Here is a 16448-nt window from a genome sequence, read left to right as displayed (position 1 = left end):
AAAGTAAGAAAGAGAGGATGCTCACCTGATGAGTAAACAAGGAGTTAGTTTCAGACGATTTGTCATACCTGTAGTATTAAGTTTCTTAATGCTTTTTACAGGCATGATGAGTCCGGGCTTTGCAGCCGCCCCCAATGGGGCGGCCAAAGCTGCCTCCTTTGGCGATAAAGATCCATCCGAAAAAATCACCTTGCTTGTGGCGTTGAAAGAGCGCAAGCGGGAGAGAAGAACGGGTATCCGATCGGTGGACGCCGAGGATTTAAACACGGAAGCCAATATTCGCGCCCAAGTCGCCTATTCTCGTGCGGCGCGGGAAACTTTTTACAATAGCTTAAAGGCGGCTAAGATCCGCTACCAAGTGGTGGAAACTTACGACGTGGCCTACACCGGCGTCGCCTTGGAAGTGCAACGGAAAGATATTCCGGCCATTGAAAAAATGAACGACGTGGCCTCGGTAGAAATTTCCCAACAGTTCAAAGCTCCCGAACGGCCGATGATGCCGCGCTCGGCTTACCGTCCTATGGACACCTCTTCCAACGGCATGGTGGAAGCGGATAAGGCGTGGAAAAAAAGCTATGCGGGCAAAGGCAGCGTCATCGCCGTCATCGACTCCGGCGTCGACCCCTATCACGAAGCTATGAAGCTTAGCGACCCGAACAGCGGCCGCATTAAAAATCAAGCAGAAGTTAAAAAAATGATCGACGATTTGGATATTGCACGGGGCGAATATTTCAGCTCGAAGATTCCCTTCGGCTACAACTACGCCAACAAATCCACATCCATAAAAGAATTTGATCCCATGAGCCACGGCATGCACGTTTCGGGCATTGTGGCCGGGAACAGTAAAAAAATTCAAGGGGTGGCGCCGGAAGCACAAATTGTATTTATGCGCGTCTTCGGCGGCGGCATGTTTGGCAACGGCACCTCGGCGGAAATTTACACTAAGGCCATTGACGATGCCATAAAATTAGGCGTCGATTCCATGAACATCAGTATCGGCTCTCCTGCCGGTACGGAAGATTATGTATTCCCCAACACGGTACTCGCTCTTGAAAAAGCAAAGCAAGCGGGGATTCTCGTGGCCATTGCGGCGGGGAACAACGGATTCTTCGGCTATTCTCCCGGCTTAAAAGCAAAGCCGAAAGCTGAAAACCCCGATATCGGCATGTTGGCCGATCCCTCTGTCAGCCCCAACTCCCTTTCCGTAGCCTCCATCCAAAATATGCAGGTGGCTAAGAAAGGTATTCAAATTAAGAACGACGATCGGGTGTTAAGTTTCCAACCGACAGCCAATGCCAAAGTAACGGATCAATGGGTTTCCCTGAAAGATTGCGGTTACGGACGGGCCAATGATTTTAAAGAACAGGGAGACGGGAACACCTACGCCTTAATCGAAAGAGGCGAGCCCGGACCTGTTAGCGGCGATCCCCTTTCCTTTGCGGACAAGATTAACAATGCCCGAGACAAGGGTTATGCAGGCGTCATCATTTACGATAACGAACCGGATATGCCCCTGATCCAAGTAGAAGCGCCGGGGACGACCATTCCCGCCGCCTTCGTCAACCGGAAAGACGGCCTTTATTTAAAAGACACCATCGCACGCAATCCCCAAGCACAAATTCGTTTTAACGACGAGTATGTCTACAGCCTAAGCGAAGACGGCGGACAACCTTCGGAATTTTCCTCTTGGGGTTTGACGCCCAATGGGAATTTAAAACCGGATATTGCGGCGCCGGGCGGCGGCATTTTATCCTCTTTAAATGACAATCAATACGGCGTCATGGATGGAACCTCTATGGCCGCACCTCACGTGGCAGGCGGCGTGGCCCTCGTGAAGCAACGGGTAGAGAAAGATTTCCCGGAAGTTCACGGGGATAAGAAGTATGATCTCATTAAAAAGCTCTTAATGTCCACAGCGCAACCTTACAAATACAAGGATTCCGGCGCTTATGCATCCCCTCGCCAACAAGGTTCGGGGCTTATGCAAGTGGATAAAGCCATAAGTGCCACCGCTTTCATCGAAGGTTCTCACGGCTTAACCTCCATTAACTTAGGCAAATCGTTAAGCGGCGACAAGGTTACCGTGCCCTTTAAAATCGTCAACATGGGCGATAAAGCCAAGACCTACACCTACTACGGCGTGTTAAATACGGATAAGGTCGAAGACGGCAAGATCGTCTTGCGTCCTCAAAAGATTTCCGAAAGTGTAAGGAAAACCGTCACAGTTGAGCCCCATCAATCGGTGGAATTAACAGTAGAACTTCCCGTAACGGGCTTGGATAAACTACAACAAACCATGACCAACGGCTTCTTCCTGGAAGGCTTTGTCTTCTGTGAAGAACAAGGAGGCGTTAATTTATCGGCACCTTTCGTCGGCTTCCACGGAAGCTTCGACAAGTTGGAAGTGGCGGAAACATCCCTTTACGATCTAGTTAAGGCAGGGAAGCGCTCCTATTATTACGACATGGGCAAGGAAGACGATTATTACGGCACCAATATCGGCGGCGAAATCGACAAAAACCTTATCGTATTAGGTTCGCAAGCAAAATCGACGAAGGCTAATCCCATATTCGATAAAGAAAAGATCGCCTTCTCGCCCAACGGCGACGGAAGAGTGGACAAGGCCATTTTTATGGCGACCTTCCTGAGAAACTTCGGCGGCGTCGAAATCGCTATTAATGATCATCAAGGCAAGCAAGTTTACTACAGCAAAAATCCGGAAGATCACGGCGTGAAAAACTTCTTCGTGGATCCCAGAATGGGCAATATGTTTGCCAACAATATGATGACCACTAAACCTCACTGGCAATGGAACGGCAACGATTTATCGGGCAAGCCCCTTCCCGACGGGAAGTACTACATGACGGTAAAAGTCGCCGCGGCAGGAAAATCCATCGGCGCGGACAGCCAAGTGATGGAATTCCCCATTACCATGGACAGAGTATATCCTCGCGTGACGAAGGCCTACTTTAACGATGACAAGAGCACCTACACCATCGAATCCATCGACGAAAAAGGCTCTGGCATTTTATCCGTGCTTTTGAAAAAAGGCAAAGACACCATCGAACCCAAGGTAGAAAACGGGAAATACGTCTTTGACGTGAAGGATTTAAATCTCGCTGATTACGACGTGGAAATCAATGACCAAGCCCGCAACGATTTGCGCTATCCTTTGGCGAGCGGTGAACGCACCGGCAACGAACGGGGCGTGCGCATTAAGGCATTGGCCGGCAATGATCCCGTACCTGCAGAAGCCTTTACCTGGACGGTACAAAGTCCCGACGGTAAAATCGAAGACCCCAACAATCTTTCTCCTGGCAAGCACCTACTCGTGGTCAACGTGAAAGACGGAAACTACAAATTAATCGGCGAGAAAACGCGGGAATTTGAAATCGGACAAGACGATCTTGTTAAAGAGTTGGAAGTACGCTTCGAATCCGTGGATACGGCAGATGTTCACATTAGCTTGAACAATCCCGACAATGTTAACGTGTCCCTCGTGGTAAAAAATAAAGACGTGGAAGGCCAAGAATATGTCCCGACCATTGTCAATCCCGGTCTTCAAACCATTAAGTTGCCCTTAGGTAACTACACGATCGACGTAAGCGGTATTCAAAACGGATATTACGCCATGGTCGACGGCGGGGAAGATTTCACCGTCGACAGTCAAAGGCTGTTGACGAAGACCGTTAAAGTTCGCGGAATCGAAAGTAAAGAACTGAACGTTCGCTTAAACCGAAACGGCTATGACGGCGCCCTTCGCCTAAAATTAATCGGCAAAGATGTGTATCGAACGGAGCAAAACATAGAATTTGCACCGGGACAAACTGAAAAGAAAGTTCGCCTTAACTTCATTCCCTCCACAGTGGAACTCCAAGATATGGAAGACGGCTATTACGGGCTAGGGAAGCGATCCAAAACATGGGCCGCTAACACGAACGCCAGCGCTTGGAGCGTAAGTCTTACCCCATTGGAAGAGAGAGATCCCAACTATGTCGACAAGAGTAAACTTCGCGCATTAGTCGCCAAGGCTCGGGAAGCCTTGGCTCATAAATCGGAATACGCTATGGAAACGAAGGACGATCAACGTCACTGGCAATACATCGACCTTTACCTGCCCATGGCGGAGCAAACCATAGCCAACGACAAGGCAAGCCAAGACGAAGTGGACAAAGTTTACAACAACTTAAACGAAGGTCTCAGTAAGATCCGCAAGAAAGGCGAATCTCGCTTCGATCAATCGACGTTAAAGCGTGCCATTGAACGTGCGGAAGCTTTAAAGGCTGAAGACTACACCGACGAGACTTGGAAAGAAGTACAAGAAGCTTTAGCAGAAGCGAAAGCCATCCTTCAAAAACCCGACGGGGAAAAGAATCAGGATATGGTCGATAACACGGCTGACGATCTAAACGAAGCCCTGGATGGATTGAAGCGTAAAGACGGCGCCGCCTTGGTAGATAAAAAAGTTCTGGAAGAAGCTTTGAAAGCTTATAAAGACGGCCAATACAAGGCAGACGATTATACGCCGGAATCTTACCATCGCGTGGAATTAGCAGTGGAAGCGGCTGAAGAGATTATGAATCGTCCCTTCCCCTCTCAAGAAGAAGTGAACGGAGCGGCTAGGGAATTAACAGAAGCCATGGCGAAGCTTCATTCCATTACGGGCAAGAAAGAGCGTGAAGCTGAGCGAGAAGCGTTAAAACGCGAACTCTTAGCGGCTCGCGATTTAAAAGAAAGTGATTATACGCCGGCTAGCTGGCTGCAATTACAAGAGCGCATTGCCTTTGTACAGAGAATTGCCGACGATAATAACTCCAGTTTGGACAGTTTGAAACACGGCCGCAAGACCTTACAAGAAGCCATCGATCTTTTGGAAAAACCGTCTCAAGAAGGGGCGGCTAAAACGGAAATGTTCGAACTTCCCTTTAGGGCTCTTCACGAAAGCAAGCCCCAAGATTCCATGGCTGCCGGCGTATTCCAATCCCCTGCAAAAGTGATCAAGACAACAGACAAAGAGGGCAAGATTAATTACCGCGTCGTCGTCAATTGTAAAGTGCTTCAAATCGGTGACCTCGAAGGCCATTTAAAAGATATTCTCTTTGCTTCTACCGATAAGGAAGGCAAAGTGGACGCCATGCCCGTCATCGACAAAGTGACCGATGCCATGGGCGACTTAACCTCCGTCACCATCGATATGGGCAAAGACCTTTGTCCGGAACATTTCGTAAAAGTAAAATACGTCATCGGCAACGGACCGGGCTCTAACGAAGATATTATGCGATTAAGCTATGACATCGACAAGATGAAAAAGGTCGGAGAATCCGGTGAAAAACCGCCGAAGGTAGACGACGGCCTTGAAAAAGCGAAAATTGCATTGAAGGAGGCCATTGAAAAAGCGGAAGCAAAACTTGCCGCCGCATCGTACACGGCGGAATCGAAAGGTAAGCTTGAAGCGGCCATTGCCTCGGCAAAAGCGGCGTTGGAAGGCGACAATGTTACCGACATGAACCGAGCCATAACATCTGTTTTCGACGCCATGGATCAATTGGTAAAGGATGTGCCGAAACCGAATCCCGTTCCCGACGTGCCGACGCCGAGACCGGAACCGAAACCTGTTCCGAAACCGGATCCCTGGCCTCGCCAAGAGCCTAGACATGAATCGCCCGCTCCTTCTTACCGACCGAGCTATCAAGCGCCTGAGGTAAAACAGCCTGAGGCGAAGAAAGAAGAGCCAAAGCGTACGGAACAAAAACCAAATAACTTTACGGTGAAAGCACCTGAAAAGGCCTATGTGAAAGGTTTCCCCGGCGGAAACTTTAAGCCGAACCAAGGGGTAACCCGGGCGGAAGTGTCCACTATCTTGGATCAATTTATTCAAGGAAGCCAAGCTTACAGTTTATCCGGCGATGTGGACGGCAACGCATGGTACGGCAAGAGCATGGCGCGCTTACACGGCCTTTCCATTTTAAACGGCTTTGGCGACGGAAGCCTTCGTCCCCAAGAAACCTTGACCCGCGCCGAATTGGCGACGATTATGGCCCGCATCTTAAATCTCAAAGCGGACAACGCTCGATTTAATGATGTGGCGCCCGGGGCATGGTACAACGGTTATGTCGGTGCCGTTCAATCGGCAGGCATTATCCACGGCTATCCCGACGGAAGTTTCGGCGGCGAACGAACCGTAACCCGTGCGGAACTTGTGGTCATTGTAAACCGTGCATTTAAAGTAACGGGAAGACCCGGTACGGTACAGTTTAAAGATGTTCCGGCTAATCACTGGGCATACAAGGAAATTCAAAAAGCAGCTAATTAAACATGGAGGAATGCGGCATAGGCTGCATTCCTTTCCATGGTGAAAAAAACAGTTGAATGACACGGAATAAAATCTTACAATGAAAAGCGATTATTAGTGATACAGAGTATCAAATACTTCATTGGAAGGATGACGTGATGACGGAATTACGATTAACTGAACAACAGCAAAATTACTTGCTTTGCTTTACGGAAGAGCATCCGAGCCGAACGATTAATGATTTAAGTCAAATTTTTAATTGTTCGCGACCGAATGCAAAGAAAATGCTCGATCGCATGGTAAAAGCGGGAATTTTGTACAAGCTGAAGAATGATTACTTCGTGACGGAAATCGGCGAGGTTATCAAGCGTAAGTTGGAAGATAAAAAAGAATTAATCTCCTTTACGATTCAAGAAATCTTCGGTATCGAAAGTGATCGGGCCAAAAAGTTTTCGGAGGAATTAATCGGCGATGAAGATAACGCCATCGGTCGTTTTCTATCTAAGAAGACGAAATTGTTTCAATTTTTGCCCGAGCCCTCCCAAACCGTTTCGGAGGATTTTCTTCTCCGCATATTGGACCGCGGAACCTATCCTCTGTATTTGACGGTTTACCAACAGCGCGTAAAGGAAAGAGAAGCGGCCATTGCAAAGTCTATGGCCAACCGCGTGTTCGACCATCGGGCGGAACTCGTCATCGACGATGCGCCTCACGTCGTGTTCAAAACACAGACTTTAAGAAAAGAGCATAAGGGCTATATTAAGCAAGGTTTGCTCAAGGAATTGATTTATCAGCGAGGAGGCGAAAGCCATTCCATCGCTTTTAAAGATCGGCGTGCGGAAATTCCCTTAAGCGTATTCGGCGAATGGACCTATTTAGGCGGCGGCATTCTGGCTTCCTACACGTGGTTCCGCTCCCTTGCCGCCATTAATTTCTCAGGTCATCGCGGCGAGGCAAATTATTTACTTGTGTTAAATTTGGCGCAGTGCTAGTTAAAGGAGAAGATACTTGAAAATAGTGTTTATGATATTGGGCTTTATTTTTACGGGAATCGGCCTTATCGGCGTGTACTTGCCGGTGCTTCCCACGACGCCCTTTTTACTATTGGCGGCGGCGTGTTTTGCGCGGGGTTCCGAAAAGTTTCATAAATGGCTTACGGAACTCCCTATGTATCAAAACAATGTGGAGCCTGTATTAAACGGCAAGGGCATGACGAAGGAAAAGAAGTATAAAGTGTTGGCCGTTATTACGGTTCTATTCGCTATTTGCTTCGCTCTTATTCCCGTAAAACACGCCCGAATGGCCATCCCTTTCGTACTGGCTTTTCATTACTATATTTTCCTCAAACGGATTCCCACTCAGACGAGGGAATCGGCGGGGGAATAAGGTAAACCCGAAGGAGGGGACATGAAACGTTATGTTAATTTCATAGGGCTCATTGTCCTCGCCTTATTACTTATGCCCGGTGCGGCAATGGCGAGCCGGGGAACGGCGAGGGTCAGTTTGCTGAAAAAAACGAGCGACGAACCCAGTATGGCAAAAAGCGCCTTAAAGCCGGAGGCGAAATGGGTCATCGACGGCGATGAACATCGCATTGTTTTGGAATTTATGCCCCTTGAATTTATGGGAACCCGCGGATATTTAGGTGAGGTTTCTATGGACGGCAAGAAGGGCAAGGTTCTAAGTTCTTACAAAGAGTACGACAGTTACAATCACCCGAAAATGGGGAAGGACAAAAAATTACGAGGCAAGCTTTATCCGAAGACGGTGGAGTTTGTCGTGGATCCCAACAAATCCACTTATAATTTAACGTTTTACGTGCCTGTCATGGGGGAAATGGGCTTTGGCGAGCAGGAAGCGCGGCTGAAAATTCAATGGCCCGCCGGAATGGGCACGGCGGAGAAAAAGGAAAGTGCGGAGAAAAAAGAACTTCCCCAAAATACGTCTTCGCCGCTGAATTTAGAGGACGGACTTTACAGCCTTCCCGTATCCCTGTGGCACGAAAGTGAAGATAAGCCTTCCATGGGCAACGGCGCCTTAGATGAAAAGGCGGAGCTCCTCGTAAAAGACGGAAGAGCCACCCTTTATCTGGGAACGAAAGCCCTAAAGGTTTCCAATATTCAGGCGTCCTTGTGTCGCGTGTTTTACGAAACGGATGAGGGGCTTCGAGCGGCAAAACCTTTGGCTTATGATTTAAAAGTTGACGGCGAATCTTTGCCGCGGCCGAGTATTTTCGCCTTACCCTTAGAGAAAAAAGCGAATTGGATGAAGGTAAAAGTCGATCCGAAAGTGGCGCCTATGGGCGACGAGCCTTTAAATGCCCGCTTGAAAATGGATTTTTCCAAACTTCAAAAAATGGAGATGAATCAATCCGAGCTCCTTCAACGAGGGGAACGGGGCGGAAAAAAACCTTCTTTTAAAGACGCTCACTCCTATGTGGATAAAGGCGTGGAACTGAGTGTGCCCGCCGAGGGTTTCGGCGAAGACTTTGAATTTTACGCCAATGCCCTTATGGGAAATGACTTGCAAAATAAGCTGCAACAGTTAAAGCTTCCCGTGGGAACGAAAGGGTATCGTCTGGAAGCGCGAGCGCCCATCGAAACCATTCCCAAAGATTTCACGGGAAAAGTTCAGTCTCTCGGAAAAAGCCTTGCGCCGCAAAAAACGGTGCGAATAGCCTTTCCCTTTAAGGGAACCTCGGCGGAGGTTTTTAACGAGAAGGGGCAAAAAATTCCGGCGACGATTAAAAACGGAAAGCTTTTTATCGAAACGAAACAATTAGGTACTTTTTTCATTAAGACGGGAGGATCCATTCCAAAGGCGAAAGGGGGCTTTACGATAAAGCCTCCTGCAAAGGTAAAGGCCGTCAAGCCGGCGCAGGCGCAAGCTGTTAAGCCGGTGCAAAGGGTGAAACCGGCGCAGGCGCAAAGTATCACGACGCAACCTGCGCAAAGTGTATCGCCTGCTCCCGCGAGTGCGGCGGAATCTGCCGCTCCTTCGGAAAATGTAGATTCTGCGGAATCATCTCCTGACGATGAATGGGATGGAAATGATTCTCCGCCGGAAGAAAAATCGGAAAGTGATCCCGTGGATGCCGGAAACGACACCGCCGCCCCATCTGTAGAAAAAGACCTGTTACAAGAGAAAGAGAGGCCGGGTCTGATTATTTTATTTTTCATTTTAATCCTTGCCGCTCTCGGCGGGGGCGTGTACCTCACGCAAAAATATTACCGTATGTATATGGACGAATTGATGTATGAAGCGGACAGAGAAAGGGAGGAACGATGAAAAAAATTGTCATCCTTTTCATGGCGGCCTTCCTTTTGATGATGCCCGACCTATGCTTTGCCAACGGGCCCTATATTGTGGATATGCGGGCATCGTACCGCCATCCGGTCACCGGCGTGATCGAAGACTCCGGTAAAAACGAGGGCATCGGTCAAGGCATGGCCGAGGGCGTGCTTCATCCCCAGGCTCTTTACGAAGAAATCGGGGGCAGGCGCTATTTAACGCTGCGCCTTCACATGATGGATAATATTTCAAAAGTAAGCATTGGCGTGCAACGAAAAGGGGGAAGCGGTTTTAGCGGCGTTAGCTACGAAAACCCCCAAGGCGGCGGCGAGTGGAAAGATTTTCGCATTCAATTGCCGGCGAAGGATTGTATTATTCGCCTAAGCCTGTTCATCGACGCCATGGGCCGAGACGTTGTTTTTTACGGCGACATGGGCAAGATGACGGCGGGCAATACGGATTTCGTATCCTCCGCCAAATCGGCGCCTGCACAAACAAAAGGGGCCGCACAAAAAGCGTCACCTGCCAAAAGTACTCACAGTCCGAAGCCGAAAGTCGACAGCGCCGCGCCGGCTCAGGTTGCTTCGACAGCTCCCGGGGCGACGTCTTCGCCTGCATCATCTTCAGGTAATGTATCGTCCGATACGCCGACAGATGATCACACCACAGACGGCGTTACCCACGGCGGCGCGTCGGGTCTGGGGGATACGGAAAGCGACATCGGGTACGAGCACGGGCTTTTAACGGAAGATTCTCCCGAAATTCAAGAGATGGAAAAGGGAGAAAAGGGGAAAGACGAGCAAAAGGAAGCGCCCAAGAAAAAGGCGCCCTGGGGACCGGCGACGCGCATTATGTTTGCGTCCTTTATGGCGGTCATCGTCTTTTTGACCTGCGCATCCTTAACGGCGGGAGCGGTATTCTATTTCTTGGCAAAGAAAAAGCGCATGCTCAACGAATTGAGAGAGGAAGATGAGGATGAAGACTTCAGTTTTGAAGATTTTTAGTGTAACATTGCTCTTCCTTTTGCTCACGGGATGTGTGGATCAACAATCGAAAAAAGCGAAAAGCATCGACGGCGATCACGCGCGGATTATTACCACATCGGCGGCTTGTGCCGACATTATGGACAAGTTGGATTTAGATCTCGTCGCCATTGCGGATTCCAAATTGGAATCGCCGCCGGCGCGATACGCCAACTTGCCCACCATCGGCATGGCCATGAATCCGGATATGGAAAAAATTTCATCTCTCAATCCGGATTACGTTCTTTCGCCGGCGAGCCTTATGCCCGATTTACTCCCCAAGTATCGAGCGGCTGGCATTCATTTCGGTTTCGTGAACCTATCCAATGTGCCGGGGATGTACCGTTCCATTGAAGATTTAGGTCATTTATTCAACCGGGAAAAAGAAGCGGAAGCCCTCGTAAAAGATTACGACGCGTTCATGAAAGATTTTAAATCGAGAAACAAAGGGCCCGCGCCGAAAGTACTTATTCTAATGGGTCTTCCCGGATCCTATGTTGTGGCCACGGACAAATCCTATGTAGGCAGCCTCGTCAAACTGGCGGGGGGAGAGAATGTCTACCCCGACGACGATCAGCAATTTTTAACGGTCAACACGGAAGATATGTTGGAAAAAGATCCGGACATTATTCTGAGAACGGCACACGCCATGCCCGACAAGGTGCATCAAATGTTTCAGGATGAATTTAAAAACAACGACGTCTGGAAACATTTCCGAGCCGTCAAAGAAAATAAAGTGTATGACCTTAATACGAAGATATTTGGTATGAGTGCCAATTTTTCTTACAAAGAGGCACTGGGTGATTTAGAAAAGGTGTTCTATGGACAAGGGAATTGACGAATTAAAACAAAAAGAACGGAGGCGATGGATTTCCTTCGCCGCCGTCGCCGTTCTCCTGGTCGTGGTCTTTTTCTTCTCCCTGACGGAAGGATCTTTAAAATTAGGTGTGGGACAAATTTTGCGCGGCCTATTCTTCTCCTATGACGGAGAAGTGGCGAGAATTTACGATTTGCGTTTTCCTCGCGTCTTTATCGCCATCTTAGCCGGCGCATCCCTCGCCACATCGGGTACGCTTTTGCAGGCGGTGATGAAAAACCCCATGACCGATCCCGGCATTATCGGCATTTCATCGGCGGCAAACTTTGTTAACTCCATGGTGCTCGCACTATCGCCGGCGCTTATGGGTTGGTCGCCCCTTTTGTCGATTTCCGGCGGATTGTTGGCGTACTTTTTGATCTATACCTTGGCATGGGACGGAGGCGTTCGCCCGACGCGATTAATTCTCGTGGGCGTAGCGTTGAACATGACCTTTATCGGCATCGGCGAAGGCATTAAATCCATTATGGGACGAAATTTAAGTGCCACACAAGCGATTATCGAAGGAAACGTAGCGCAAAAAACCTGGAGCGATGTACACATCCTCTTCCTCTACGTGATTATCTTTTTAATCGCGGCGCTGTTTACCATTCGCTCTTTAAATTTGCTGAGTTTGGAAGATAAAACCGCCCGTGCCCTGGGCGTGCGCGTGGATCGCGATCGCTTTATCGTGGCGTTAATCGCCATTATCTTGGCTTCCGTTACCACGTCGGTGGCGGGCGTCATCGGCTTTTTGGGTCTCATCGTGCCCCATATCGGTAGAATCCACGTCGGTGGCGATCATAAATACCTCCTGCCCTTTAATATGCTTCTCGGCAGTTTGATTTTGCTTTCGTCGGACACGGTAGGGCGAATCGTTGCCTATCCCTACGAAATCCCGGCGGCGGTAATTATGTCCGTCTTCGGCGGTCCTTTCTTTATCGCTTTATTAAAGCTGGGAGGCGAAAACTATGGAGATTAAAAACCTAAGCTACGCCTACACCAAGGGCCATTTGATTTTAGACAAATTGAATTTAAAAGTAACCCCCGGCGCCATCACCACCTTAATGGGGGCCAACGGCTCAGGGAAATCCACTCTGTTAAAAATATTAAGTCGCCAAATGAAACCGAGTCGCGGACGCTGTTTGCTTCACGGAAAAGATATTTTTTCCTATCCGCCGAAAGATTACGCGCGGGAACTGGGCATCGTGCATCAACAAAATCGCATCATCGGCGATTTAAAGGTAAAAGATTACGTATCTTACGGGCGAAACCCTTATTTGAAACCTCTGCAAAAATATTCGGCGGAGGATATGGAAGAAATCGAACGCGCCATGGACATGACCGGCGTTACGGAATTGGCACAAAGGGAAATCAGAACCCTCTCCGGCGGTCAGAAGCAACGGGTGTTTATCGCCATGGCGGTGGCACAATGTTCCGACATTCTCTTACTGGACGAGCCTACGACTTATTTGGACATAAAATATCAGCTGGAAATTTTACGTCTCGTGAAAAAAATCAATGAAGAGCGCAACACCACCATCGTCATGGTATTGCACGATATTATGCAGGCTATCAATTATTCCGATGAAGTTATCGGCATGTACCACGGCAAAATCGTGTACCAAGGGGATCCTAAGGAAGTGCTTAACAGCCGAGTCATCAGTAAATTATACGGCACGGAGCTGGAACTGCTTCACGTAGGCGATGCGTCCATTGTGAAACCGAAGGAGGATTAGATGAAAGGATTTATTGCGTATTCGTCGAAGACGGGCAATACAAAGCGCATGGCGGAGTATCTTTACGACGCTTTAAAAGACGCTTACGATTTAACGCTTTTCGATCTGAAAGAGAAGCCCGATGTATCGACTTTCGATTACGGTTTAATCGGCGGCTGGTGCGATCGCGCCCTGCCCGATAAGGCGGTGATGAAAATCTTGGATCGCGCGCCGAAAAAGACGGGTCTCTTTTTAACCATGGGCGCCATGCCCGATTCCGAACACGGGGAGCGGGCTATGGAAGGTTTGAAGCAATGCCTCGCCGATCACAAAAAAGAAAACTTGGGCACTTACTTGTGTCCCGGGAAAGTAGACGAAAAATTGGCAGCGCGCATCGATCTGCTGGTCTTTGTGCCGAAGAAAGCGCGGGAGCAAATGAAAGAAGCCTCGGAAGAATCCAGAGAGGCGACGGAAGAGGAACTGAAGGAAGCGGCGATTTATTTCAGAGAACAATTGGAAAAAGGAGGTATTCGATGAAAATACGCACGACAAGTATGGCCATGGCAGCCATGATGAGCGCAACCTTTTTAGCGGCGCCCATTAATGTACTGGCCAAGGCGCCGGATATGGTACAAGGTGTTTACGCACAACCTTTTGCCGCCGGAGAACAAGCTGCGGCAAAGGAAAAACATTATGAACTGAAATGGGAATTGAAGAAGGCGGACAGTCCGGGAGATAAATCCATGGCTGCCGACAACATAGAGAAAGTAACAGCTGTGGAAAAGGACGGGAAGTGGACATTCACCATTTCTATCAAGCCGGCTTCGAGTCAGTATATTACTAAGTTTTATTACTATAAAGACGGAACCAGGCTGGAGGCTCAACAAAATGGCAATGACTGGTCCTTTACACTCGATAAAAAACCGGAGAAGACGATCAAAATTGCCTTTACCATTCCTATCATGGGAAAAGAACCGGACGCTTTACTCAATATTCTGGAGTATAACGAGATAAAAGGCGAGGAATCTCAAAATCCCGGAACTGAAAAACCAAACACGGGCGGCCCGAACACGCCCGATCCTTCGCAACCGAATACAGGCAAAACGACGCCTGAACAAAAACCGAAGGAAGAAGCGCCTATTGAAAAGGCGAAAAAAGCATTGGAAGCCGCCATTCAAAAAGCAAAAGGTGTTGATAATGCCCAATGGGAAGGAGATGTAATTTACGCTTTAAATAACGCCGTTAATTATGGAGAGGCCTATTTAACACAACCTACTGCAACCGAAGATGTCTTGTTATTAAAAGAAGCACAAATCAATTATCTTCTCGCTTTGGGAGAAAAGAGCAAGGGAATTCGGTTAAGAGATATAAAAGATCTCAAACCCAGTGAAGCAGAGTTTGGTGTTCATAGCACCTTTCGAGATATTGACCAATACATTGAGAAAAAAGAGATAGCGAAGGAAGGTGGGCGTCTTTACTGTATCGTTACTTTTAAACCAGTGGTAAAAGGCAATAAGACGACGTATGTGGAAGATTTTTCAGTTGATAGTCGAGACGATTTACTTGAAACGATAATGGTAGGAGATAAAGTTTATCCTAAAAAAATTAAAGCATCACCTGGCTACGAAAGAACTATTACTATTGATGGTGTTAAAGGTGGAGTAACCTTTTCCCGTGAGGTTGAGATAATACCCTCTAATGGCAAGAAAACTTTAAATTATTGGTGTGATTGCCAAGAGTGGACAGCATCGGATATGGATTACTTAAGTTCAAGCGATATTAAATCATGGCGCGATGCTCTAAACGAGGGAAGAAAACTGATTCAATCCAATGAATTGACACAAAGTGAATGGAATAAATTTTCTGACAAAACGTCGTGGCTAATGCGTAGCTTTAAAAAAGCAACAACGGCTGAATTAGATTTTTTCAAAGCAGAGATAGCAAGAAAGAAGCAACGGGATTTATCTATATATACAGAAAAATCCCAAAAAGAATTTAATGCTCTTTTAGATCAGGCATTGAGTGAAGTAAATAGTGGTAAGTTATTAAATAAAAGGTTATCTGAATTGAAACAGCAGATTAACAGCTGGCACGGTGAATTAAAAGCCCCCGAAAAACCGAAAGAGGATAAGAAAGATAAGCCGAAGGAAGACAAGAAGGACGACAAAAAAGACGAAAAGAAAAAGAAACAAACTATTCGTTACGACGTGCCGGTAGAACTTGTTAAATCCGACGGAAGTAAATCCATGGCATCCTCTGCATTAAGCAGTTGGGCGACGGTGGATGAGTATGACGGCCACTACACGTACTATGTGCAATTTAAGCCCATGAAACTCGGAGAGAAGGACGGTCATTTAACCAATCTTTTCTATTATGAAAACGGAAGAAAATACCAAGCCCATTATCACGGCGGCGATTTATGGTCTTTCACCTTAGATGAAAAAGTCAGTAATCAAAAAATTGCCGTGTGGGTCGATATTATGGACGAAATGGCTGGAGGCGCCGGCAAAGGCGAACAAGAAGCTTATATTCAATTTAATTGGCGTCGCGCTCAGGAAACCAAACGCTTTGACGGCGAAGTAAAAGAGCCCGAAAAGAAGAAGGAAGATGAGAAGAAGAAGGATGAAAAGAAGAAGGCCGACGAAAAAGCCTTAGAGCAAAAGAAAAAAGATTTCTTAAAGGCTCAAAAAGAGCGGGAACGGGATGTCGTATTGCGAACATTCCACGATGTTCCCGCAGGTTATTGGGCAGTGGATGCCATCGCCCACAGCTATGCGCGCGGTTATTTTAAAGGCGAAGGGGAAGGACGCTTTGCGCCTGAACGCGCCATTACCCGTGGCGAATTTGTTTCGATTCTCGGCAGAATGGCAGGAGCGTCTGCGTCCAACACGGCCACGGCTTTCGGTGATGTTCCTTCCGGCGCCTATTACGCAGGCTATGTGGCATGGGCGCAATCGAAAGGCATTGTAGCAGGTGTCAGCCAAGGACGTTTTGAACCGAACCGCACCATTACGCGCGAGGAAATGGCAGTCATGCTGATGAAGTTCCTCGCTTCCCAAAATAAATCCTACGCCGCGACGAGCTACGGGAATTTCTCCGACGGAAGTTCCATTGCCGGCTGGGCGAAGGATTCCGTGGACAAGATGACCCGTCAAGGCCTTTTGTCGGGCATGGGCAACGGCGATTTTGCACCGAAAGCTAATTTCAGTCGCGCACAAGCTGCCCAAGTTCTTTACACAATGGATCTCAAAGATATGAAATAAGGAGTT

Annotated in this window: 10 protein-coding genes; all 10 read left to right on the top strand. The window is 48.1% G+C overall.

What is annotated here, in order from left to right; genetic code table 11:
• Positions 1-28: 28 nt before the first annotated feature.
• Positions 29-6313: a S8 family serine peptidase gene (locus HMPREF1863_RS04335; RefSeq protein ID WP_068367716.1), complete on the top strand. Its 6285-nt coding sequence runs from the start codon at positions 29-31 to the stop codon at positions 6311-6313.
• 137 nt (positions 6314-6450) lie between these two features.
• Positions 6451-7284, top strand: coding sequence for a helix-turn-helix domain-containing protein (locus HMPREF1863_RS04330; protein ID WP_068367714.1), 834 nt, complete (start codon positions 6451-6453; stop codon positions 7282-7284).
• A gap of 25 nt (positions 7285-7309) precedes the next feature.
• Positions 7310-7678, top strand: coding sequence for a YbaN family protein (locus HMPREF1863_RS04325; protein ID WP_232300111.1), 369 nt, complete (start codon positions 7310-7312; stop codon positions 7676-7678).
• Positions 7679-7699: 21 nt separating this feature from the next.
• A complete protein-coding gene (locus HMPREF1863_RS04320) occupies positions 7700-9580 on the top strand; it encodes an NEAT domain-containing protein (protein WP_068367711.1) in 1881 nt (626 codons plus the stop codon).
• A complete protein-coding gene (locus HMPREF1863_RS04315) occupies positions 9577-10587 on the top strand; it encodes a heme-binding Shp domain-containing protein (RefSeq protein ID WP_068367709.1) in 1011 nt (336 codons plus the stop codon). Before HMPREF1863_RS04320 ends, HMPREF1863_RS04315 begins: the two co-directional genes overlap by 4 nt.
• Positions 10574-11443, top strand: coding sequence for a heme ABC transporter substrate-binding protein IsdE (gene isdE / locus HMPREF1863_RS04310; protein ID WP_321165828.1), 870 nt, complete (start codon positions 10574-10576; stop codon positions 11441-11443). The genes HMPREF1863_RS04315 and isdE overlap by 14 nt, the downstream gene beginning before the upstream one ends.
• The gene (locus HMPREF1863_RS04305; RefSeq protein ID WP_083508509.1) at positions 11427-12443 is read left to right on the top strand and encodes a FecCD family ABC transporter permease; all 1017 of its coding nucleotides are present in this window, start codon (positions 11427-11429) and stop codon (positions 12441-12443) included. The genes isdE and HMPREF1863_RS04305 overlap by 17 nt, the downstream gene beginning before the upstream one ends.
• Complete coding sequence (locus HMPREF1863_RS04300) at positions 12433-13200, top strand: ABC transporter ATP-binding protein (RefSeq protein WP_068367705.1); 768 nt, start codon at positions 12433-12435, stop codon at positions 13198-13200. The genes HMPREF1863_RS04305 and HMPREF1863_RS04300 overlap by 11 nt, the downstream gene beginning before the upstream one ends.
• Positions 13201-13716, top strand: a complete 516-nt coding sequence (locus tag HMPREF1863_RS04295) for a flavodoxin family protein (protein WP_068367703.1) — start codon at positions 13201-13203, stop codon at positions 13714-13716.
• The gene (locus HMPREF1863_RS04290) at positions 13713-16442 is read left to right on the top strand and encodes an S-layer homology domain-containing protein (protein WP_068367701.1); all 2730 of its coding nucleotides are present in this window, start codon (positions 13713-13715) and stop codon (positions 16440-16442) included. Before HMPREF1863_RS04295 ends, HMPREF1863_RS04290 begins: the two co-directional genes overlap by 4 nt.
• Positions 16443-16448: the final 6 nt, after the last annotated feature.

Source organism: Aedoeadaptatus coxii (assembly GCF_001553115.1).
Classification (GTDB): domain Bacteria; phylum Bacillota; class Clostridia; order Tissierellales; family Peptoniphilaceae; genus Aedoeadaptatus; species Aedoeadaptatus coxii.
The sequence above is the reverse complement of the archived record's forward strand: the minus strand, read 5'-3'. Positions and strand labels throughout refer to the sequence as shown.